The 19,971-nt window shown below is 72.3% G+C and carries 20 protein-coding genes; 11 read left to right on the top strand and 9 right to left on the bottom strand.

Annotated features, from left to right (window positions below; genetic code table 11):
• Window positions 1-1,017, bottom strand: a complete 1,017-nt coding sequence (gene dusA, locus JNX00_RS11510; protein WP_204742348.1) for a tRNA dihydrouridine(20/20a) synthase DusA — start codon at window positions 1,015-1,017, stop codon at window positions 1-3.
• Between the two features lie 127 nt (window positions 1,018-1,144).
• On the opposite strand from dusA, the gene JNX00_RS11505 reads away from it, so the two are divergent.
• Window positions 1,145-1,957, top strand: a complete 813-nt coding sequence (locus JNX00_RS11505; protein ID WP_204742347.1) for a TlpA disulfide reductase family protein — start codon at window positions 1,145-1,147, stop codon at window positions 1,955-1,957.
• A 39-nt stretch (window positions 1,958-1,996) separates the two neighbouring features.
• On the opposite strand, the gene JNX00_RS11500 is transcribed toward JNX00_RS11505, so the two are convergent.
• The 5 genes from JNX00_RS11500 to JNX00_RS11480 all read right to left on the bottom strand — a co-directional run bounded on the left by JNX00_RS11500 (window position 1,997) and on the right by JNX00_RS11480 (window position 6,172).
• A complete protein-coding gene (locus JNX00_RS11500) occupies window positions 1,997-3,172 on the bottom strand; it encodes an HD domain-containing phosphohydrolase (RefSeq protein ID WP_139146985.1) in 1,176 nt (391 codons plus the stop codon).
• 171 nt (window positions 3,173-3,343) lie between these two features.
• Window positions 3,344-4,687, bottom strand: a complete 1,344-nt coding sequence (locus JNX00_RS11495) for a HAMP domain-containing sensor histidine kinase (RefSeq protein ID WP_204742346.1) — start codon at window positions 4,685-4,687, stop codon at window positions 3,344-3,346.
• Window positions 4,684-5,376 carry a response regulator transcription factor gene (locus JNX00_RS11490; protein ID WP_070398546.1) on the bottom strand — a complete coding sequence of 231 codons (693 nt, stop codon included), beginning with the start codon at window positions 5,374-5,376 and terminating at the stop codon, window positions 4,684-4,686. The genes JNX00_RS11495 and JNX00_RS11490 overlap by 4 nt, the downstream gene beginning before the upstream one ends.
• Before the next feature lie 10 nt (window positions 5,377-5,386).
• Complete coding sequence (locus JNX00_RS11485) at window positions 5,387-5,689, bottom strand: hypothetical protein (protein WP_070398547.1); 303 nt, start codon at window positions 5,687-5,689, stop codon at window positions 5,387-5,389.
• Between the two features lie 12 nt (window positions 5,690-5,701).
• Window positions 5,702-6,172: a Spy/CpxP family protein refolding chaperone gene (locus JNX00_RS11480; RefSeq protein ID WP_204742345.1), complete on the bottom strand. Its 471-nt coding sequence runs from the start codon at window positions 6,170-6,172 to the stop codon at window positions 5,702-5,704.
• 146 nt (window positions 6,173-6,318) lie between these two features.
• Between JNX00_RS11480 and JNX00_RS11475 the strand changes: the two genes are divergently transcribed.
• From JNX00_RS11475 to JNX00_RS11445, 7 genes are all read left to right on the top strand, one after another.
• Window positions 6,319-6,738: a lysozyme inhibitor LprI family protein gene (locus JNX00_RS11475; protein WP_175442820.1), complete on the top strand. Its 420-nt coding sequence runs from the start codon at window positions 6,319-6,321 to the stop codon at window positions 6,736-6,738.
• 14 nt (window positions 6,739-6,752) lie between these two features.
• Window positions 6,753-7,421, top strand: coding sequence for a response regulator (locus tag JNX00_RS11470; protein ID WP_070398549.1), 669 nt, complete (start codon window positions 6,753-6,755; stop codon window positions 7,419-7,421).
• Entirely contained in the window at window positions 7,418-8,842 is a 1,425-nt protein-coding gene (locus JNX00_RS11465) for a sensor histidine kinase (RefSeq protein WP_204742344.1), read from the top strand. The genes JNX00_RS11470 and JNX00_RS11465 overlap by 4 nt, the downstream gene beginning before the upstream one ends.
• 194 nt (window positions 8,843-9,036) lie before the next feature.
• A complete protein-coding gene (locus JNX00_RS11460) occupies window positions 9,037-9,966 on the top strand; it encodes a tripartite tricarboxylate transporter substrate-binding protein (RefSeq protein WP_239478335.1) in 930 nt (309 codons plus the stop codon).
• Between the two features lie 64 nt (window positions 9,967-10,030).
• Window positions 10,031-10,468, top strand: coding sequence for a tripartite tricarboxylate transporter TctB family protein (locus tag JNX00_RS11455; RefSeq protein WP_070398552.1), 438 nt, complete (start codon window positions 10,031-10,033; stop codon window positions 10,466-10,468).
• A 10-nt stretch (window positions 10,469-10,478) separates the two neighbouring features.
• Window positions 10,479-11,990 (top strand): tripartite tricarboxylate transporter permease, encoded by a 1,512-nt coding sequence (locus JNX00_RS11450; protein ID WP_070398553.1) that lies wholly within the window; start codon window positions 10,479-10,481, stop codon window positions 11,988-11,990.
• A gap of 17 nt (window positions 11,991-12,007) precedes the next feature.
• Window positions 12,008-12,880 (top strand): isocitrate lyase/PEP mutase family protein, encoded by an 873-nt coding sequence (locus JNX00_RS11445; protein WP_204745051.1) that lies wholly within the window; start codon window positions 12,008-12,010, stop codon window positions 12,878-12,880.
• Between the two features lie 2 nt (window positions 12,881-12,882).
• Here the strand turns inward: JNX00_RS11445 and JNX00_RS11440 are convergent, their stop codons facing one another.
• From JNX00_RS11440 to JNX00_RS11430, 3 genes are all read right to left on the bottom strand, one after another.
• Complete coding sequence (locus JNX00_RS11440; RefSeq protein WP_204742343.1) at window positions 12,883-13,608, bottom strand: glutamine amidotransferase; 726 nt, start codon at window positions 13,606-13,608, stop codon at window positions 12,883-12,885.
• Entirely contained in the window at window positions 13,605-14,612 is a 1,008-nt protein-coding gene (locus tag JNX00_RS11435) for an aldo/keto reductase (protein WP_204742342.1), read from the bottom strand. The genes JNX00_RS11440 and JNX00_RS11435 overlap by 4 nt, the downstream gene beginning before the upstream one ends.
• A 70-nt stretch (window positions 14,613-14,682) precedes the next feature.
• A complete protein-coding gene (locus tag JNX00_RS11430) occupies window positions 14,683-15,621 on the bottom strand; it encodes a WcbI family polysaccharide biosynthesis putative acetyltransferase (protein ID WP_204742341.1) in 939 nt (312 codons plus the stop codon).
• A 212-nt stretch (window positions 15,622-15,833) separates the two neighbouring features.
• On the opposite strand from JNX00_RS11430, the gene JNX00_RS11425 reads away from it, so the two are divergent.
• From JNX00_RS11425 to JNX00_RS11415, 3 genes are all read left to right on the top strand, one after another.
• Window positions 15,834-17,153 carry a surface lipoprotein assembly modifier gene (locus JNX00_RS11425; protein ID WP_239478124.1) on the top strand — a complete coding sequence of 440 codons (1,320 nt, stop codon included), beginning with the start codon at window positions 15,834-15,836 and terminating at the stop codon, window positions 17,151-17,153.
• A gap of 52 nt (window positions 17,154-17,205) precedes the next feature.
• Window positions 17,206-18,048, top strand: a complete 843-nt coding sequence (locus JNX00_RS11420) for a FecR domain-containing protein (protein ID WP_204742340.1) — start codon at window positions 17,206-17,208, stop codon at window positions 18,046-18,048.
• 74 nt (window positions 18,049-18,122) lie between these two features.
• Window positions 18,123-19,970: a glycosyltransferase gene (locus JNX00_RS11415; protein ID WP_204742339.1), complete on the top strand. Its 1,848-nt coding sequence runs from the start codon at window positions 18,123-18,125 to the stop codon at window positions 19,968-19,970.
• Window position 19,971: the final 1 nt, after the last annotated feature.

The following is a 19,971-nucleotide window of genomic DNA, read 5'->3' as shown; positions in this document are numbered from 1 at the left end:
TCAGGCGGCGAGCGTCTCGGCCTCGTCGCTCACGTGCGCCCGCGCCAGGCGCCACACCTCGCGCGGCGGCAGGGGCTTGAGGCGGTGGTCGCTCCACACCTGGCGCCACTTGCGCGCGCCGCGCAAGCCGTGGCGCAGGCCCAGCATGTGGCGCGCGATGGCATACCAGGGGCAGCCGTCCTCGGCGTGCGCGCGCTCCATGTAGCGCACCATGGCGTCCTCCACGGCGTCGCGGTCCACGTCGCTGGGCGGCGCGCCGAAGAAGGTTTCGTCCCAGCGGGTGAGCGCCCAGGGACGGTAGTAGGCTTCGCGGCCCAGCATCACGCCGTCCACGTGCTGCAGCTGATCGGCGATCTGCTCGTTGGTGGTGATGCCGCCATTGACCGCGATGGTCAGGCGCGGGAAGTCGAGCTTGAGGCGGTGCGCGAGCTCGTAGCGCAGCGGCGGCACCTCGCGGTTCTCCTTGGGCGACAGGCCCTGCAGCCAGGCGTTGCGCGCGTGCACGATGAAGACCTCGCAGCCCGCCTCGGCCACGGTGCCGACGAAGTCGCGCACGAAGCCGTAGCTCTCGGTCTTGTCGATGCCGATGCGGTGCTTCACCGTCACCGGCAGGGACACCGCGTCGCGCATGGCCTTCACGCCGTCGGCCACGGTCTGCGGCTCGGCCATCAGGCAGGCCCCGAAGGCGCCGCGCTGCACGCGCTCGCTGGGGCAGCCGCAGTTGAGGTTGATCTCGTCGTAGCCCCACTGCTGGCCCAGGCGGGCGGCCTGGGCCAGCTCGTCGGCCTCGCTGCCGCCCAGCTGCAGGGCCACCGGGTGCTCCTCGGCGTTGAAGCGCAGGTGGCGCTGCACGCTGCCGTGCATCAGCGCGCCGGTCGTCACCATCTCGGTGTAGAGCAGCGTGCGCTTCGTCAGCAGGCGGTGCAGGAAGCGGCAGTGGCGGTCCGTCCAGTCCATCATCGGCGCGACGGACAGGCGCCAGGGACTGAAGGGCGGTGTGGGGGGAATCTTTTCCATCGGCGAATGGTCCATCGGGTGCGGCGGCCCTGTGCGCCTCGCGCGGCGCACAGGGCCTGCACCCGAACCCGCTATTGTCCCATCCCGGCGCCAGCGCGCCGCCACCCCTCCCAGGAGCCCACACGACATGAACCCCGCCATCACCCTGGGACCGCTGGTGCTGCCTTGGGGCCTGGGCGCCGTGCTGGCCTCGCTGCTGGTGGCCTGGGCCCTGGGCCGGTGGCTGGGCCGGCGCCAGGGCGCCGATCCGGGCGATGCCTTGTGGGGCGCGTTCTGGGCCGGCGCCCTGCTCGCGCGGATCGCATTCATCGTCGAGTACCGCTCGGCCTACCTGGCCGAGCCGCTCAGCATGCTCGACATCCGCGACGGCGGCTGGAACCCCGTGGCCGGTCTGCTGGGCGCCTGGCTGTACGCCCTCGTCCGCGCCCGCCGGCGTGCGCCCCAGGCCTGGCCAGCCTTGCGTTCCGCGCTGATGGCCGGCACGGCCGTTTTCGTCGCCGGCCTCGGCGCGCTGAGCGCGCTGCCCGACACCGACCGGCGCCTTCCCGCGCTCACGGTGCGCTCCCTGCAAGGCGCGGAGGTGGACCTGCGGACCTTCCAGGGCAAGCCCACCGTGATCAACCTCTGGGCCACCTGGTGCCCACCCTGCGTGCGGGAAATGCCCGTGCTGGCGGCCGCGCAGCGGCAATCGCCGGACGTGAACGTCGTGTTCCTCAACCAGGGCGAAGCGGCGGACCAGGTGCGGGCCTGGCTGCGGTCGCGCGGCCTGGGACTGGACAACGCGCTGATCGATGAGACGCGCGCCGCCGGCGCGGTCTTTGAGCAGAAGGCGTTCCCGACCACGCTGTTCTTCGACGCGGACGGCCGCCTGGTGGGCACGCGCATCGGCGAGCTGTCGGCCGCGACGCTGCAGGAGCGGTTGGCGCGCATCCGGCGCTGAGGCCGCCCTCGCCGCGGGCCGCCGTCCACCGGCGCGGGCTCAGCCGCGCGCGATCAGCCGGTCCACGTTGACGATGACCTTCACCTCCCCCGGCGGCAGGCTGGCGGCCACCGCCCAGGTCGGATCGGCCGTGTCGCGCAGCACGGGCTCGCCCAGCGGCAGGCCCTGGCGGCCCACCAGCGCGGCCACGCGCGGTTCGTTGGCCTTCTCGCCCCGGCGCACCACCACGCCCAGCTCGCCGCTGGCCAGCCGCACGTAGCTGCCGGGCGGGTAGAAGCCCACGCTCTTGACGAACAGCGCACCCAGCTGGTCGGGTGCTCGATGGCCGCCCATGTACAGCTCGCGCGCCACCTGCTGCGACAGCAGCGCGCCGCGGCTCTTGCGTGGGCTGATGCAGGCCACGTACACATCGGCCATTTGCAGCAGGCGGTGGGTGATGCGGTCGACGCGCTCGCCCTTGGGGTAGCCCGTGCCGTCGGGTTTCTCGTGGTGCTGCGCCACCAGGCGGATCCATTCGGCGTCCAGCACGCCCAGCTGGCGCAGCAGGGCCACGCTTTGCTGGGGGTGTTCGCGCACCACCTTTCGCTGGGCCGAGCTGAGCGGCCCCGGCTGGCGGGCCATCTCGTCGTGCTCGCGGGTCATGCCCAGGTTCATGGTCAGCGCGGCCAGCACCAGGGCGCGCCGCTGCTTCTCGTCCAGCCCGGCCAGCGGCGCGACCAGGGCGCACAGGCCGGCGGCCAGCAGCGCGTGCGTGGCGCTGTAGGACACGCGCGTGTCGAAGAGCAGTTGCACCAGCACCAGCAGGCTGTTGTCGGCCTGGTCGTGCCAGAGCTGCTCACCCTGCGACTGCACGCGCAGCACACGTTCGAGGAACTGGTGCGCGCTGGCCCCCTGGTGCAGCAGCGCCGCCAGTGTGGCGTGCAGCTCGGCCCAGGCCTCGGGCACCGACACGCCAGCGTCGCGCGCCGCCACCTCGGCCGGCGAAGCCGACAGCGCCCTCAGCCCGGCGATGCGATTGAGCGCCTGGTTGTCCCGCACCATGCGGTCGAGCGAGGCGGTGTAGCCGTAGTTCAGCGCCTGCCAGTCGCTGGCCAGCACCACCGGCGCATGCAGCAGCAACACGCCACGGTGTTGCTCCGAGGTGATGGTCTCGCCCTTGCGCAGCAGCAGAACGCCTTTGGCGTCCCAGATGTTGACCGGAACGGGTTCGTGCAAGGCAAAGGAATCCAGGGGCAGCGGCCGGTACATAGCCCGCGACTCTAGGCCGGAAACCCCTCGGCCAATCGGTCGAAAACCGGCAAAAAACGGGCGCAGAACGGCCCCTGCGAAGCGGTTCCGGACACCCGATTCGCCTGCCCCATGCCGGCAGGCCCCGCGCCCTGCGCCTCACGCCTGTGCCGGCAGCGTGACGCTCACCTCCAGCCCCGGACGGGCGTTGCGGATCTCGCAGCGGCCCCCGTGCGCCTGCGCCACCAGCCGGCACAGGTAGAGCCCCAGCCCCACCCCGCCCGCGTGCCGGGTGCGGGCGCTATCGGGGCGGTAGAAGGCCTGGGCCAGGTGCGCGATCTGGTCGTCGGGCACGCCCGGGCCGTGGTCGCGCACCACGAAGCGCAGCCCCCCAGCGTCCACGCGCTCCACGCGCAGCTCCGGCGGCGTGGCGGCCTCCGCACCATGGCGCAGCGCGTTGTCGAGCAGGTTGCGCAGCAGCAGGCGAACCCGAACGCGGTCCAGCAAGGCCGGGGGCAAGCCCTCGTCCAGGCGCAGGCCGATGCGCCGCGCCTCGGGCCGCGTCGCCGCCAGTTCGGCGATCACCTCGCGCGCCAGCGTGGCCGGCTCGGTGGGCTCCCGGTTCAGGGCCGCGTGGCGGCCCGCCAGGCGCTCGCTTTCCAGCAGGTCGCTGATGAGGCGCGCCATCTCGCCCAGGTCGCGCAGCAGGGCCTCGCGCTGCGGGTTCACCTCGGGCGATTCGGGCAGCAGTTCGGTGTTCAGGCGCGCGCGCGTGAGCGGGCTGCGCAGCTCGTGGCTGATGGCCAGCAGCAGCGCGCGTTGGGCCTGCAGCATCTGCTCGATGTCCTGGCCCATGGTGTTCACCGTCTGCGCGAGCTGGCCCAGCTCGTCGCAGCGGCGCGCGGGCACGGCGATGGGCTGCGAGAAATCGCCCGCGCCGAACCGCATGGCCCCGGCGCGGATGGCGTCGAGCGGGCTCAGCAGGCGGCGCACGTACCAGAAGGCCAGCCCAGTGACCACCAGCAGGGCCGCCAGCGCGAAGACGAACAGGCGCGGGCGGCGTTCGATGGCGGCATCGTTCAGGCCGAACTCGATCACGTGCCCGTCGGCCGTGCGGCGCTGCACCAGGGCGCGCCAGGTCTCGTCGTCGTTCCAGTCGTCGGCGCCGCTGTCCTTGCGCCAGTGCGGGCGCGGCAGTGCCGGGTGCGAGCGCCACTGCACGACCGGCCCGGTGATGTCGATGGTGACGATGGGCAGACGCTCCACCAGCGCGCGGGCCTTCTCGACGTCGGGCCGGCCCTGGGGCGCCACGTCGTTCGCCAGCCGCGTCACGTAGTCCATCAGCAGCGGGCGCCCAGCCTCCTTCCAGCCCAGGGTGAAAGCCTTCTGGGCGCCACCGATGAAGATGAAGGCCACCAGGAAGGCCAGCAGCAGGAACACGCCCAGCAGGCGCAGCTTGAGCGAATGCCGCCAACGCGGCCTCGGGTCGGCGGCCGGCTTCATGGGCGCGGTGCCGGTGCGCGCCGCAGCGCGAGCGAGTAGCCCGCGTTGCGCAGGGTCTTGATGCAGTCCAGCGGCTCCAGCTTCTTGCGCAGCCGGCTCACCACGATGTCCACCGCGCGCGTGAGCAGCTCGGCCTCGTGCCCGCGCAGGTGGTTGAGGATGTCGTCGCGGCTGAGCACGCGCCCGGCCTCGCGCGCCAGCAGGTGCAGCAGCTCGAATTCGGTGCCCGTGAGTTCCACCGCCTCGCCCTGGCGCAGCACCTGGCGCCGCGCGGGGTCGATGCTCAGGCCCTCGAAGGCCAGCACGTCGGGCGCGGCCGCCGCCACCGCCGGGCGGCGGCGCAACACGGTCTGCACGCGCGCCACCAGCTCGCGCGGCTCGAAGGGCTTGGGCAAATAGTCGTCGGCGCCCAGCTCCAGGCCCACCACGCGGTCCATCACGTCGCCGCGCGCGGTGAGCATGACGATGGGGATGTCGCTGTCCTTGCGGATGGTGCGACAGAGCTCGAAGCCGTCCATCTCGGGCAGCATCACGTCCAGGATGGCGGCGTCGAAGCCGCCCCGGCGCAGATGCTCCAGGCCCTCGCTGGGCGTGTGCGCGTGCACCAGCGCCAGATCGAACCGCTGGAAGTAGCTCGCCAGGGGCGGCCCGAGCTGGGTGTCGTCGTCGATCAGCAGGATGCGGGGCATTCGTGCATTCTCACACCGCCAGTGCGGCCCGCAGGGCGCGGTGGCGCAGGATGAGCCGGCGCACGCGCCGCTGCGCGGGCACATCGAGCGCGTCGAAGCGCTCCGCCGCGCCCATGAGCGCGGGCAGCACCGGCACGGCCTGCTGCGGCGCGCGCCGCGACAGGCGCGACCACAGCCACATCGCGTGCTCGCGGTCGAAGCGCGGGCCCCACACCAGGGCCAGCACCTCGTCGTGCGGGTCGTTCACATCGGCCAGCAGCACGGGGCCGTGCTCGCGCAGCGGATGGGCGATGGCTTGCAGCGCGGGCGACATGGCGCGCCCCGCTCAACCGCGGTGGAACCAGCCGCGGCGCTTTTCGAGGAACTCGCGCACCTCGGCCTGCTGGGCGGGGTTCAGGCCGTCATAGAAATCGGCCAGGGCCGCGATGACCTCGGGCGTGGTGAGCTGCAGCGCGCGGGTCTTTTCGTCGAGCAGGTGCAGGGCTCGGGCGCGGTCGAACTTCTCGCCAGCCACCAGGGCTTTCATCTCGGCGCGCGGGTTGGGGGTCTGGCCGATCATGGCGCTGCGCTGCGCGATCAGCTTGTCGGCCAGCAGCTCCAGCTTCTGGCGCTGTTCGGCCGTGAGGTCGAGCTTGCGGGTCACGCGATCGACCGCCTTGCCGCGCCACTCGGCCACGCGTTCGGGCGAGGACGGGCCGTCGGCGTAGTGGGCGCGGTGGCCGCAGGCCGCCAGGCCGCCCGCGAGCACGGTGACGCTGGTGAGGCCGATGAGGGTTCGCTTGATCCAGGGTTTCATGACGGGTCCTTTCTTGGACGGGGTGGAACGTGGCCGCCATGGTGCGCGGCGGGCGCCGACACCGGGTCTCGGGGCGGTATCGCTTCTTGTCGTTTTGTTTCGGCGGAGAATGGCCCGTCGCCGCGTTCCGCCGGGAAGGACCTTTCATGCCACGTCTCGCCGCCCTGCTCTGCCTGGGGCTGTTCGCCCCCTGGGCCGGCGCTACCGCGCCCGCGCAGGACCTGCCGGCCGACTGCGCCCAGGCCGAGACGCAGCGCCAGCTCACCGCCTGCGCCTACCAGGACTTCGAACACGCGCAAGCGGCCCACGCGGCGGTTCTGCGCGAGCTGTCCGCGAGCCTCGACCCCGCCAGGCGCACCTTGCTGCGCACCGCCCAGAAGGACTGGCTGACCTACCGCACCGCCACCTGCGGGTTCGAGGCCAGCGCGGTGCGCGGCGGCAGCGCCGAACCCATGGTGCGGCTGCACTGCCAGACGCGGCTGACCCGCGAGCGCACCCAGGCATTGCGCCGCCAGCTCCATTGCCCCGAAGGCGACCTGGGCTGCCTGCGCCCGGTGCGGCCTTGAGGCGGACCCACGGCATGCGCATCCTGCTCGCCGAAGACGAAGCCGATCTGGCCACCTGGCTGGTCAAGGCCCTGGGGCAGAACGACTTCCAGGTCGACTGGGTCGCCGACGGCCGCCTGGTGCGCCGCAGCCTCAAGGCCACGCGCTACGACGCCCTGATCCTCGACCTCGGCCTGCCCGGGCTGGACGGGCACGACGTGCTGAGCGACCTGCGCGAAGCGGACCAGCGGCTGCCGGTGCTGATCCTCACCGCGCGCGACTCCCTGAACGAGCGCGTGGGCTGCCTGCATGGCGGCGCCGACGACTTCATGGCCAAGCCTTTCGACGTCGCCGAGCTGGAGGCCCGCCTGACGGCCCTGATCCGCCGCGCCCGGGGCCAGGAACACCCACGCTTTGCCTGCGGCCCGCTGAGCTACGACAGCGCGTCCAAGCAGTTCCGCCTGCAGCACGAGCCCCTGGCCCTGACGCCGCGCGAGCACGCCGTGCTGCGGGCCCTGATCCAGTACCCGGGCGAGCCGCTGTCCAAGCGCGAGCTGCTCGAGCGCGTGTTCTCGGACGAGCAGGACGTGCACCCCGAGGCCATCGAGGTGCTGATCCACCGCATCCGCAAACGGTTGGAGAACAGCCCCGTTCGCGTGACGACCCTGCGCGGCCTGGGCTACATGCTCGAGGCTCAGGCATGAAGCGGCCGCGCTGGCCGCTGGCCAGCATCCGGCGCCTGCTGCTGCTGATGCTGCTGCCGGGCATGCTGGCGGTGACGGCGGCCGAGCTCTGGCTGTCCTGGACCACCGCCAACGACGCCGCCGACGCCGCCTACGACCGCTCGCTGCTGGGCGCGGTGAAGTCCATCGACTCCAGCATCTCCACCGCCAGCGGCGGCCTGGGCGTGGAGCTGCCCTACCGCCTGCTGGAGTTTTTTGAACTCACCGCGCAGGGGCAGGTGCACTACCGCGTCGCGTCCGAGGACGGCCTGGTCGAGATCGGCAGCCCCGACCTGCCCCGCCCGCCCCGGCCGCTGGAGTCCGGCAAGCCGCAGTTCCACGACGGCGAATACCTGGGCCAGCCGGTGCGCGTGGGCAGCTACGCGCGCGAATTGGCCGAGCCGCTGGCCGGCCAGCGGCCGCCGCAGCGCGTGGTGGTGCAGGTGGCCGAAACCCTGGAGGCGCGCAACGATTTCCGCCGCGACCTGCTGCTGCGCAGCCTGGCGCGCGACCTGCTGCTGATCGTGCTGGCGACCGGCCTGCTCACCGTGTCGATCGCCTGGGCCATGCACCCCCTGTCGCGCTTTCGCCAGGAGGTCGAGGCGCGACAGCCGGACGACCTCACGCCCATGTCGCCCGACGGCGTGCCGGCCGAGGTGCTGCCGCTGGTGCAGGCCATCAACCGGCACGTCGCGCGCGCGCAAGAGCAGGCCGAGCTGCGCCGGCGCTTCGTCGACGACGCCTCGCACCAGCTGCGCACGCCGTTGGCCACGCTCTCCACCCAGGTGGCCTACGCCTTGCGCGAGCAGGACCCCGCGCAGCAGCGCCCGGTGCTCGAGTCCATCCGGGCGCAACTCGACCAGACCATCCGCCAGACCAACCAGCTGCTCTCGCTGGCGCGCGCCGACAGCGCCCCGCTGGACTTCCAGGCCGTCGACCTGGTGTGGCTGGCCGAATCCGTGGTGCGCGACGGCTGGCACGCGGCCCGCGACCAGTCGGTCGACCTGGGCCTGGACGCCCCGGCCCGGCGCCTGGCCTTCACCGGCGACGCCGACCTGCTGCGCGAAGCCTTGTCGAACCTGGTGCACAACGCCATCCGGCACGGTGGCGCGGGCTGCCACGTCACGCTGTCGGTGCGCGAACGCGTCATGCCCTCGGGCCAGCGCGAGGCCTGCCTGGCCGTGGTCGACGACGGCGCCGGGCTGCCCGCGGCCGACCTGGAGCGCCTGGGCGAGCGCTTCTTTCGCGGCAGCGGCGCGGCCGTGCCGGGCTCCGGCCTGGGCCTGGCCTTCGTGCGCACCGTGGCGCAGCGGCACGGCGGCGAACTGCGCGCCCGGCCGGGGCCGGACGGCCGCGGCCTTCAGGTGGAGATGGTCCTGCCGCTGCCGGCCGGCGGGGCCTGACGCGCGGCCATGGGCCGCGGGTTTACCCGCGGTTTATCGCGCCTCGGCTGAAAGCGGCCTGAAAGTGCCCGCCTCCTACAGTGCCTCCGCGGCATCCCCGAATGCCGCCCGTTGATTCCATTCCGAGGAGACACACCATGACGCTTTCCAGGCACCTCGTGGCCGCGGCCCTGGCGGCCAGCGCGCTGGGCGCGATGGCCAACCCGCTGGCCAAGACCGAGTGCATCGCCCCCGCCAAACCCGGTGGCGGCTTCGACCTGACCTGCAAGCTGGCCCAGTCCGCGCTGCAGGACGGCAAGTTCATCGCCGACCCGATGCGCGTGACCTACATGCCAGGCGGCATCGGCGCGGTGGCCTACAACACCATCGTGGCCCAGCGCCCCGACGCGGCCAGCACCATCGTGGCCTTCTCCGGCGGCTCGCTGCTCAACCTGGCGCAGGGCAAGTTCGGCCGCTACACCGAGAACGACGTGCGCTGGCTGGCCGCCATCGGTACCGACTACGGCGCGGTCATCGTGGCCGAGAACTCGCCCTACCAGTCGCTCAAGGACGTCATGGCGGCCATCAAGGCCGACCCGAACAAGGTGGTGCTGGGCGCGGGCGGCACGGTGGGCAGCCAGGACTGGATGAAGGCCGCCCTGACCGCGCGCGCCGGCGGCGTGAACCCCAAGACCATGCGCTACGTGGCCTTCGAAGGCGGCGGCGAGGCCATGACCGCCCTGCAGGGCGGCCACATCCACGTCTTCACCGGCGACGCGGCCGAGGCCCTGCAGCAGCGCAAGGCGGGCGCCAAGATCCGCATCCTGGCCGTCATGAACGACAAGCGCCTGCCGGGCGAGATGGCCAACATCCCCACCGCCGCCGAACAGGGCTTCAACGTCGAATGGCCCATCGTGCGCGGCTTCTACCTCGGCCCCAAGGTCAGCGACGCCGACTACCAGGCCTGGGCCGAGGCCTTCGCCAAGATGATGGCCACGCCGGCCTACGACAAGCTGCGCGAAGAGCGCGGCCTGTTCCCCCTGGCCATCACCGGGGCGCCGCTGGACGCCTACGTGAAGCAGCAGGTGGCCGGCTACCGCAAGCTGGCCGAAGAGTTCGGCCTGTCGACCAAGCCGGCGAACTGAGCGGCCCCCTCCGCTGTCCCGCGAGCCGCCCGCGCGGCGGCCCGCCCTTTCCCTTGGAGTCTCCATGAGTGACCGCCTTCTTGGCGCGGTGTGCGTCGCCACGGCCGCGGCCATGGCCTGGGCCGCGCAGGGCTATACCGCCGCCTATTCCTACGAACCGCTGGGGCCCAAGGCCTTTCCCCTGCTGCTGGCGGCCTGCATGGGCCTGGGCGGCCTGTGGCTGGTGCTGCGCCCCTCGGCCGGCGGCGGCGCCTTCGCCCAGGTGCCCTGGAAGGGCACGCTGCTGTGCGCGGGCACGGTGCTGGCCTACGCGGCGCTGTTCCAGTGGCTGGGCTTCATTCTCGCCACGCTGCTCATGGCCCTGCCCGTGGGCAGGGCCTTCGGCGGCGGCTGGAAGCAGTCGCTGGCCAGCGGCGCCGCGCTGGGCGTGGGCCTGCATTTTCTTTTCGACCGGCTGCTGGACGTGACCATGCCCGCCGGCCTGCTGTCCTTCCTGCTCTGAGGGCCGCGCCATGGACACCTTGCGACACCTGATGGACGGCTTCGGCGTGGCCTTCAGCCCCATCAACCTGCTGATCGCCGCCATAGGCTCCTTCATCGGCACCGTGGTCGGCCTGCTGCCTGGCCTGGGTCCCATCAACGGCGTGGCCATCCTCATGCCCCTGGCCTTCGCGATGAAACTGCCGCCCGAGGCCTCGCTCATCCTGCTGGCCGCCGTCTACATCGGCTGCGAGTACGGCGGGCGCATCTCCTCCATCCTGCTCAACGTGCCGGGCGACGCCGGCGCCATCATGACCGCGCTGGACGGCTACCCCATGGCCCGCCAGGGCCTGGCGGGCGTGGCCCTGTCCATCTCGGCCTGGAGCTCCTTCGTGGGTTCGCTCATCGCCACGCTGGGCATCGTGATGTTCGCGCCGCTGCTGGCCGCCTGGGCGCTGTCTTTCGGGCCGGCCGAGTACTTCGCGCTGATGTGCTTCGCCTTCGCCTGCATCGCCGGCCTGCTGGGCAACGCGCCGGTGAAGGCCGGCCTGGCGGCCCTCATCGGCCTGTCCATGTCCTGCGTGGGCCTGGACGCCAACTCCGGCGTCTACCGCTTCACCGGCGGCGACGTGCACCTGTCCGACGGCATCCAGTTCGTGGTGGTGGTCATCGGCGTGTTCTCCATCAGCGAGATCCTGCTCATGCTGAGGGAACACCACGCCAGCGCGGGGCCCATTCCCCAGACCGGCCGCACGCTCTTCAACCTGCGCGAGATGGCCCACACGTGGTGGAGCACCCTGCGCGCCAGCGTCGTGGGCTTCGTGGTGGGCGTGCTGCCCGGCGCGGGCGCCACCGTGGCCAGCGCCATGACCTACGCCATGGAGAAGCGGCTGATCGACAAGGACGGCACGTTCGGCCAGGGCGACATCCGTGGCGTGGCCGTGCCCGAGGCCGCCAACAACTCGGCCGCCACCGGCTCCTTCGTGCCCATGCTGACCCTGGGCGTGCCGGGCTCGGGCACCACGGCCGTGATGATGGGCGCGCTGGCGCTCTACAACATCACGCCCGGCCCCGCCCTGTTCAGCCAGCAGCCCGACCTGGTGTGGGGCCTGATCGCCTCGATGTTCCTGGCCAACGTGATCCTGCTGGTGCTCAACATTCCCATGGTGGGCCTGTTCACCCGCATCCTGAACGTGCCCTACTGGGTGCTGGTGCCCGGCATCCTGGCGGTCTCCAGCGTGGGCGTCTACGCGGTGCACGCCACCACCTTCGACCTGCTGCTGATGGCCGCGCTGGGCTTCGCGGCCTACCTGCTGCGCCAGCAGGGCGTGCCCATGGCGCCGCTGATCCTGGGTTTCGTGCTCGGCCCGCTGATGGAGCAGAACCTGCGCCGCGCCCTGTCCATCAGCAACGGCGACGCCGCGGTGCTGGTGCACAGCCCGATCGCCACCGGCCTGTGGATCGCGACCGCGCTCATCCTCACGGTGCCGGCCCTGCTGCGGCTGCGGGCCACGCGCGAACGCGCCGTGGAGGCGGCGCGGTGAGCGCGGCACCGGCGGCGCTGCCGCCCAAGCGGGCGCTGCGCGCCCTGGCCGAGCGGCGGCAGGGGCTCATCCTGCCGGGCGCGTTCAACGCGCTGTCGGCGCGGGTGATCGAAAGCCTGGGCTACCCGGCCGTCTACCTCACGGGCGCCGGCCTGAGCAACATGGCCCTGGGCCTGCCGGACCTGGGTTTCGTGGGCCTGAGCGAGCTGGCCGAGCACACCGCGCGCCTGCGCGACGCGGTGGAGCTGCCCCTGATCGTGGACGCCGACACCGGCTTCGGCAACGCCCTGAACGTGCGCCACGCGGTGCGCGTGCTCGAGCGCTGCGGCGCCGACGCCATCCAGATCGAGGACCAGGTGGCGCCCAAGCGCTGCGGCCACTTCAGCGGGCAGGAGGTGATCCCGCTCGACGAAGCGGTCGCGAAGATCCGCGCCGCCGTCGACGCCCGCCGCGACCCGGACCTGATGGTGGTCGCCCGCACCGACGCCGCGGCCAGCCTGGGCTTCGAGGCCGCGGTGGAACGCGCCCAGCGCTTTGCCGAGGCCGGCGCCGACCTGCTGTTCGTCGAGGCGCTCACCCGGTCCGACGACATCGCGCGCCTGCCCACGCTGGTGGACAAGCCCCTGCTGATCAACCTGGTGCTGGGCGGCAAGACGCCGCTGCAGCGGGCGGACGCGCTCGGCGCCCAGGGCTACAGCTTCGTGCTGTACGCCAACGCGGCCCTGCAGTCGGCGCTGCTGGGCATGCGGCGCGCCCTCGGCGCGCTCCAGGCCGAGGGCCTGCTGGCCGAAGACCCCGAGCGGGTGGCCCCGTTCCTGGAGCGCCAGGCCCTGGTGGGCAAGCCCGCCTGGGACGCGCTGGCCGAGCGCTACGCCACGGGCGGCGCCTGAGCTCAGCCAGCCCGCACCACCTCGGCAAAACGGCGCAGCACCTGCGCCGCCTGCGGCGTGGGGCCCACCTCGTCCAGGCGCCGCGCCGCCTCTTCGCCCAGCTCGCCCTTCAGGCGCTCCAGGTAGCCGCGCATGGCCGTGGCCGAGAACTCCGGATGGAACTGCACGCCCCAGGCGCGCCGCCCCACGCGGAAGGCCTGGTGGGATTCGATGTCGCTGCGCGCCAGCGGCACCGCGCCCGCCGGCAGGCGCCGCACCGACTGGTAGTGGATGAGCTGCGCGGGGAAGCGGGCCGGCAAGGCGCCCAGCAGGGCGTCGTCGCCGGCCTCGGGGCCGAGCCGCACCTCGCGCGTGCCCACCTCCGGCCCCTCGGGCAAACGGTCCACCTCGCCGCCCAGAGCGTGCGCCAGCAGCTGGTGGCCGAAGCAGATGCCCAGCACCGGCAGTTCCGCCGCCACGCAGTCCTTGAGCCAGCCGGCCAGGTGTTCGCTCCAGGGCGCGCGGTCGCTGACCATGGCGTGCGAGCCGCTCACCACCACCCCGCCGAGCGTGCGCGGGTCGGGGTAGTCCGGCGCCTCGCGCGCGTCGGCGTGGCGCAGCGGCACGCCATCGCCCAGGCCGTGCGCGATCCAGTCGGGGAAATCGCCTTCGGCGCGGCTCAGCTCCTCGACGGTCTGGCCGGCGGCCACCACCAGGATGGGGCGCTCGGCGCCCGGGGTGGCGCTCACGCGAACACCTCGGTGTCCACCTCGCGGTTGGACTGCTCGCTGTAGCGGTTGCCGCTCACGGTTTGCGGGTTGATCAGCGCCTCCAGGCGCTGCATCACGTCGGCGCTCAGGCGCACGCCGTCGGCGCGGTTGTTCTCCCGCAGATGGTCCACGTTGCCCGTGCCCGGCAGCGGCAGGATGTGCGGCGCCTTGTGCAGCAGCCAGGCGATGGACAGCTGCGCGGGCGTGCAGCCCACCTCGGCCGCGAGGGCGCGGTAGGCCGGCAGCAGGCGCTGGTTGGCGGCCCAGTGCGCGGGCGTGAAGCGCGGCATCGCGCGGCGGATGTCCTTGGCGTCGAAGGCCTGCGGGTCGAGGTCGATCGCCAGGAAGCCGCGCGCCGTCGGGCTGAAGGCCACGAAGGCCGCGCCGATCTCGCGGCAGGCGTCGAGCACCGCGATCTCGGGGTTGCGCGTCCACAGCGAGTACTCGGTCTGCACCGCGCTGATGGGGTACTCGGCGTGCGCCTTGCGCAAGGTGGCGGCCGAGACCTCGGACAGGCCGACCGCGCGGATCTTGCCCGCACGCACCAGGTCGCCCAGCGCGCCCACGCTTTCTTCGATCGGCACCGACTTGTCCCAGCGGTGCAGGTAGTACAGGTCGATCACCTCGGTGCGCAGGCGGCGCAGCGAGGCCTCGCAGGTGGCGCGCAGGGTCTCGGGCCGGCCGTCGATCACGCGCACCAGCTGGCCGTCGCCCTTCAGGTCCACGCCCTGCATGCCGCACTTGCTGGCCAGGGTGAAGCGGTGGCGGTGCGGGGCCAGCACCTTGCCGATCAGGGTTTCGCTGGCGCCGAAGCCGTAGAGCGCGGCGGTGTCGAAGTGCGTCACGCCGTCGTCCAGCGCGGCCAGCAGCAGGCGCTCGGCCTGCGCCTCGGGCACGGGCGGACCGTAGGCGTGGCAGATGTTCATGCAGCCCAGGCCGATGGCTGAGACGGTGAAGGGTCCAAGTGGTCGTTGCTGCGGCATGGCGGGATCCGGTCGGAAAAAGGAAAGGGGGAATGGAAGCGGGCGCGTGCCCAGGCACTGCGGCCCCAGGCTACCAGCTCGTGTCGTAGGCGATGTAACGCTCGATGTACTCGTAGAAGGTCCACTGCTGCGTCACCCACTGGTAGGTGCGCTCGGGTGGGCAATAGCTCAGCTTCAGGGCGTCGGCCACCAGCGGGTGAATGGGCGTCTGCACGCCGCCCATGCCCTCGAAGTCCATGGCCGCGTCCAGGCACAGTTCGGCGCGCTGCGCCTGGCCGCCGATCACGTGGCGGGCCTGATCGGCGACGCGGCGCGCCAGCTCGCGCATCGCGGCGGCCGACATGTGGCCGCGCGTCCAGAACATGTGCTGGTCGCGGAAGTTCGCCGCCACGTGGTCGGCGAGGCGCACATCGCAGTGGGCGTCGAACAGGCGCATCAGGTCCAGGTCGTCCTCCAGGCGGCGCTGCAGGTCGGGCATCCGGCGCGCGGACAGGTCCATGTAGGCGGCCACGGCGATCGGACCGCTCAGGCCGGTTTCGGCGATTTCGAGCGCCACCAGGTCGCCCGTCGGGTAGCGCTTCCAGGTCGGATAGGCCGGGTCGTGGCGCTCGCGCGGCTCGGCGCACTCGAAGGGCCACAGGCAGTTCAGCAGGTAACTCGGGAAGGTGATGACCGGACAGCCCGGGGGCAGGCGCGCCTCGATCGCCGCCAAGGCCGGGTTGCCGGGCGCCATCTCGTGCTGGCGCAGCAGCAGCGCCACGTTCTTCATGTCCTCGTCGGCCACCGGCAGCGCCTGGGCATCGCCCGGCTGCGCGTGGTTGAGGGCCGCCACGAAGCGGTAGTCGTCGTTCAGGTCGTCCAGCGCGCTGAGCATGCGCGCCAGGTAGGGGGTCTGGCAGTTGCCATATACCAACACCGTGCGGGCCTTCGGGCCCTGGGCGCCAAAGCGGAAGTCGAGCGGGTGCCGGGGCGCCGGCGGCGCCACGGGAAGAGAAGGAATCGCGGCCATCAGAAGACGCTCGGCGTCGGTCGAAACACAGTCGGCCCGAGGTGCGCAGGGCCCTCCGGGTTCGGGCCAGGAATGATAAGCGTGCTTGCAAATGTGTAACAATCGTCCGCGCCCTTTCAGCCAGCCCAGCCATCCAGGAGGAACCCCAATTGAAGCGCCCCGCGGCCAGCCATTCTTCTGAGGTTCTCGCTATCAAATTGCTGGCAACGGCGTTGTTCTGTTCCAGCGCCTGGGCCCAGACCGCGCCCAACGCGCCCCTGCAAAGCCAGGTCGACGAAGCCTTCCGCCAGACCCTGCAATCGCCCGCCGACGGCAACGCCACCGCGCGCTATGCGCGCCTGCTGGAACAGTCGGGCAACCACGAAGGCGCCATCGCCGCCCTCGAGCGCCTGCTGCTGGACCCGAACGCACCGCCCTCCGTGCGCCTAGACCTGGGCGTGCTGTACTACCGCCTCGGCTCCTACGACATGGCCGCCGGCATGCTGCGCCGCGCCCTGGACGACCCGCGCCTGGGGCCGGTGGAGCGAGGCCAGGCCGAAACCCTGCTGCGCGACATCGGCAAGCGCACCCAGGTCTCGCGCCTCGACGGCCAGGTGCTGCTGGGCCTGCGGGCCCAGACCAACCCCAGCTCGCGCACCAGCCGCGACACGGTGCTGGCCGCTGGCGCGCCGGTGGCCGTGCCCGACGCGCTCAAGCCCCAGTCGGACACCGACCTGCAGTTGGGCCTGCGCCTGGACCACCAGTACGACCTGGGCCGCCAGAACGAGGCCGCCATCGTCAGCTCGCTCGCTGCGCAGATCGTCAAGTTCAGCTCCTCGTCCGGCAGCACGCTGCAGATGAACCAGACCGACCCGTACAACCTGGCCCTGGTCGAGCTCACCTCCGGCCTGCGCTTCAAGCCCTCGCCGGCCGGCCTGCCCGGCCTGAGCATCCGCCCGCACCTGATCGCCGCCACGCTCTCGGCCCAGGGCCACCGTTACCTGAGCAACCACGGCCTGGGCCTGGACGCGGCCTACAGCCTCAACGAGCGCACCCTCGTCGACGGCGGCCTCGAGTACCGCGACGTCGACTACGCCACCCGCATCGACGTGCCCGCCGCCAGCGAACTCGGCGGCCCCAGCAAGCTGCTGCGCGTGCGCCTGACGCGCGAACTCGCACCGGGCCAGCTGCTCAGCGGCGAGCTGCGCGCGTACTGGCAGCGCACCGACCGGCGCTACTACGACAACGACAGCCAGGAAGCGCGCGTGACCTACCTGCACAGCTACGCCAGCCCGCTCAAGGGCGGCGGCCTGTGGACCACCTCGGTCTGGGGCGGCCTGCAGCGGCGCGCCTACGACGCGGCCGACCCGGCCATCGACCCGAACACCGCGCGCCGCGACACCGAATGGCGCATCGGCATCGGCCAGACGGTGCCGCTGTCGGCGGCCTGGTCCCTGCTGGTGCAGCTGGAGCACGTGAAGACGGACAGCAAGCTGCCCAACTACGACAACAAGAACACCTCGCTGTTCGTGGCAGCCGCCTACCGTTTCTGACGCGCGCGCCCACCCACGGCCCCCACTCAAGACCGTTTCCCGAGGACCCGATATGACCCCGCCGATTTCCAAGGACTGGTGGCTCGCCGCCGCCCTGTCGACCGCCGCGCTGCCCACGACCATGGCCCAGGCCCCCTCGGCATCGGCCAACCGCACCGGCGTGGTGACCGCGGTCGCGCCCGGCGGCACCGTCACCGGGAACAACGAAGTGATGGTGGTGGGCAGCAGCGTGCTGCCCGGCCAGCGGCTGCGCACCGACGCCAACGGCCAGTTGCACCTGCTCTTCCTCGACCAGTCGGCCCTGACCCTGGGCCCCGACTCCGAACTCACCATCGACGAGTTCCGCTTCGACCCCGCCACCCGCCAGGGCCAGATCCGGCTCGGCCTGGCCAAGGGCGTGGTGCGCGTCGTGGGCGGACAGATCAGCAAGAACACCGCCACCGTCATCGCCACGCCGCACGGCAAGCTCGAACTCCTGGGCGGGATCGCCTTGGCGGAGACCAACAGCGATCGCACGAGCGGCATCTTCCTGTTCGGCCAGCAGATGCGCGCGACCAGCAACAGCGGCGACACCACGACGGTCACCCGCCCCGGCTTTGGCGTCGACCTGTCGGGCACCTCCATGAGCACGCCGCGGCCCCCCCCCACGAGCGACCTCAACGCCCTGCTCAATCGGCTCGAGTCGCGCCCGACGAACACCGGCAATGCCAATCCCCCGCCAGCGCCGGCCGGCCAGCTCCTTTCCACGGGCAACCGCCCTGGCGGCGCCAGCAACCCCGGCAGCACCCTGGCCAACGACCGCCTGAAGAACGTCGTGGACGTCAACACCGGCAGCAGCCCTTCCCTGACCTTGAGAGACCTCCTGGGCAGCAGCCAAGTGCTGCAGGTGTCCTGAGCCCCGGCCGCCGGCGCCCTCCTCCCTGACCGGCGGCCCACCGCGCCCTGGCGCGAGCGCCGCCCCTCGCCGCCATGCGCGTCCTTTTTGTTTCCAGCTACCCGCACCTGCCGGACGTCACCGGCGGGCTGCAGACCACCACCCACGACCTCTGCCTCGCGATCCGCGAACTGGGGGCCGAGGCCGCCGTGCTGTGCGGACGGGCCCCGGCCGTGGCCACGGACACCGACGACACGCTCACCCGCGACGAGCACCTGGGCTACCCGGTGCTGCGCGCGACGCGGCCTCTGGAGGCCCTGCCCCAGGTGGCGGCCGCCTGGGAGGCCGACGCCATCGTGGTGCAGAGCGGCACCTACCTGAGTTCGCTGGTGCTGGCCAGCCTGGACACCGGCCGGCCCACGGCCGTCTACCTGCACAACGTCGAAACCCACCAGCTCGGCGGGCACCTGGTGGCCGACCCTTCGCTGCTCTACCTGGCCAACTCCGACTTCACGGCGCGGCGCTGGCGCGCGCTCTACGGCCTGGACTGCGCGGTGATCCCGCCCATCGTCTCGGCCCCCAGCTACCGGGCCGAGCGCCAGGGCGACAAGGTGCTGTTCGTCAACCCCACGCCCATCAAGGGCGTGGAGCGCCTGTTCGAGCTGGCCGCGGCCTGCCCCGAGCTGCCCTTCCTGGTGATGGAAAGCTGGCCGCTGGACCCGGCCTGGCGCGCCCACGGCCAGGCGCGCGCGGCGCGGCTGGGCAACGTCGAATGGCGCGGGCCCAGCGATGGCATGCGCGAGGTGTTCGGTCAGTCGCGCGTGCTGCTCATGCCCTCGGTCTGGGAAGAATCCTTCGGCCGCACCGTGGTGGAAGCCCAGCTCAATGGCCTGCCCGTGCTGGCCAGCCGGCGCGGTGCGCTGCCCGAGCTGGTGGGCGACGGCGGCGCCGTGCTGGACCTGGAGGCGCCGCTGGCCGACTGGGCGGCGGCGCTGCGCCACCTGCACGGCCCCGGCGCGGCAGCCCAGCGCGCGGCCGCCCTGCGCCGCGGCGCCGCGCACGTGGCGGGCACCGCGTCCACCGTGGCCCGGCTGCTGGGCCTGCTGCAGCTGCACGCCGCGAGCGTGGCGCCACGCGAGCCAGTGCCCGCGCCGCCCCCGGCCCCGGCCCCGTCGCCGACGCCCGCGCTCGCCGCCGTGCGCGAGGTGCCGCCCCGCCAGCCACGCCGCGAGGACTGCCTCTTCTACCACTCCACCACGCTGCCCGATGGCGAGGAGGTGGTGGGCGACTGGGACCTGCGGCCCAACACCGCGCAGTACCTGGGCGGCGTGGACTTCAACGGCCGGTCGGTGCTGGAGATCGGCCCCGCCAGCGGCCACCTGTCCTTCCACATGGAAGCCGCCGGCGCCCAGGTCACCTGCCTGGAGCCACCCATGTCGCACCTGTGGGACGTGGTGCCCCACGAGGGTTTCGACACGCCGCGGTGGCGGCACGGTTTCACGCGCTCCATCGAAGGCGTGCGCCATTCGTTCTGGTACGTGCACCGGCAACGCCGCTCGCGCGTGCGCCTGATCGAGGCCGATCCCTATGCCCTGCCGGCCGAGCTCGGCGAGTTCGACATCGGCCTGATGGCCTCGGTGCTGCTGCACTGCCGCCGGCCCTTCGACATGGTGCAAAGCGTGGCGGCGCGCACGCGGCGCACGGTGATCGTCACCGAGCTGTACGACCCGTCGCTCGGCCCGCGCGCGCTGTGCCAGCTGCAGCCGCACCGCGGCGTGCAGCAGGTCGACACCTGGTGGCAGTTCACGCCGCAGTTCTTCGTTTCCACGCTGGGCTTGCTGGGCTTCACCGAGGCGCGGGTCATCCTGCACGAGCAGAGCCAGCCCTCGCAGAACCGCCAGGTGCCCATGTTCACCGTGGTCTGCGAACGACCGGGGGCCTGAG

The sequence above is a fragment of the Hydrogenophaga sp. YM1 genome (genome assembly GCF_016903055.1).
Taxonomy (GTDB): Bacteria; Pseudomonadota; Gammaproteobacteria; order Burkholderiales; family Burkholderiaceae_C; genus Hydrogenophaga; species Hydrogenophaga borbori.
Note: the sequence above shows the minus strand (reverse complement) of the source record. Positions and strands in the feature narration are given on the sequence as shown.

Coding starts and splice junctions, on each gene's coding strand:
- dusA (WP_204742348.1), bottom strand. CDS start 1,017: ATGGAAAAGATTCCCCCCACACCGCCCTTCAGTCCCTGGCGCCTGTCC.
- JNX00_RS11505 (WP_204742347.1), top strand. CDS start 1,145: ATGAACCCCGCCATCACCCTGGGACCGCTGGTGCTGCCTTGGGGCCTG.
- JNX00_RS11495 (WP_204742346.1), bottom strand. CDS start 4,687: ATGAAGCCGGCCGCCGACCCGAGGCCGCGTTGGCGGCATTCGCTCAAG.
- JNX00_RS11490 (WP_070398546.1), bottom strand. CDS start 5,376: ATGCCCCGCATCCTGCTGATCGACGACGACACCCAGCTCGGGCCGCCC.
- JNX00_RS11485 (WP_070398547.1), bottom strand. CDS start 5,689: ATGTCGCCCGCGCTGCAAGCCATCGCCCATCCGCTGCGCGAGCACGGC.
- JNX00_RS11480 (WP_204742345.1), bottom strand. CDS start 6,172: ATGAAACCCTGGATCAAGCGAACCCTCATCGGCCTCACCAGCGTCACC.
- JNX00_RS11475 (WP_175442820.1), top strand. CDS start 6,319: ATGCCACGTCTCGCCGCCCTGCTCTGCCTGGGGCTGTTCGCCCCCTGG.
- JNX00_RS11470 (WP_070398549.1), top strand. CDS start 6,753: ATGCGCATCCTGCTCGCCGAAGACGAAGCCGATCTGGCCACCTGGCTG.
- JNX00_RS11465 (WP_204742344.1), top strand. CDS start 7,418: ATGAAGCGGCCGCGCTGGCCGCTGGCCAGCATCCGGCGCCTGCTGCTG.
- JNX00_RS11460 (WP_239478335.1), top strand. CDS start 9,037: ATGGCCAACCCGCTGGCCAAGACCGAGTGCATCGCCCCCGCCAAACCC.
- JNX00_RS11455 (WP_070398552.1), top strand. CDS start 10,031: ATGAGTGACCGCCTTCTTGGCGCGGTGTGCGTCGCCACGGCCGCGGCC.
- JNX00_RS11450 (WP_070398553.1), top strand. CDS start 10,479: ATGGACACCTTGCGACACCTGATGGACGGCTTCGGCGTGGCCTTCAGC.
- JNX00_RS11435 (WP_204742342.1), bottom strand. CDS start 14,612: ATGCCGCAGCAACGACCACTTGGACCCTTCACCGTCTCAGCCATCGGC.
- JNX00_RS11430 (WP_204742341.1), bottom strand. CDS start 15,621: ATGGCCGCGATTCCTTCTCTTCCCGTGGCGCCGCCGGCGCCCCGGCAC.
- JNX00_RS11420 (WP_204742340.1), top strand. CDS start 17,206: ATGACCCCGCCGATTTCCAAGGACTGGTGGCTCGCCGCCGCCCTGTCG.
- JNX00_RS11415 (WP_204742339.1), top strand. CDS start 18,123: ATGCGCGTCCTTTTTGTTTCCAGCTACCCGCACCTGCCGGACGTCACC.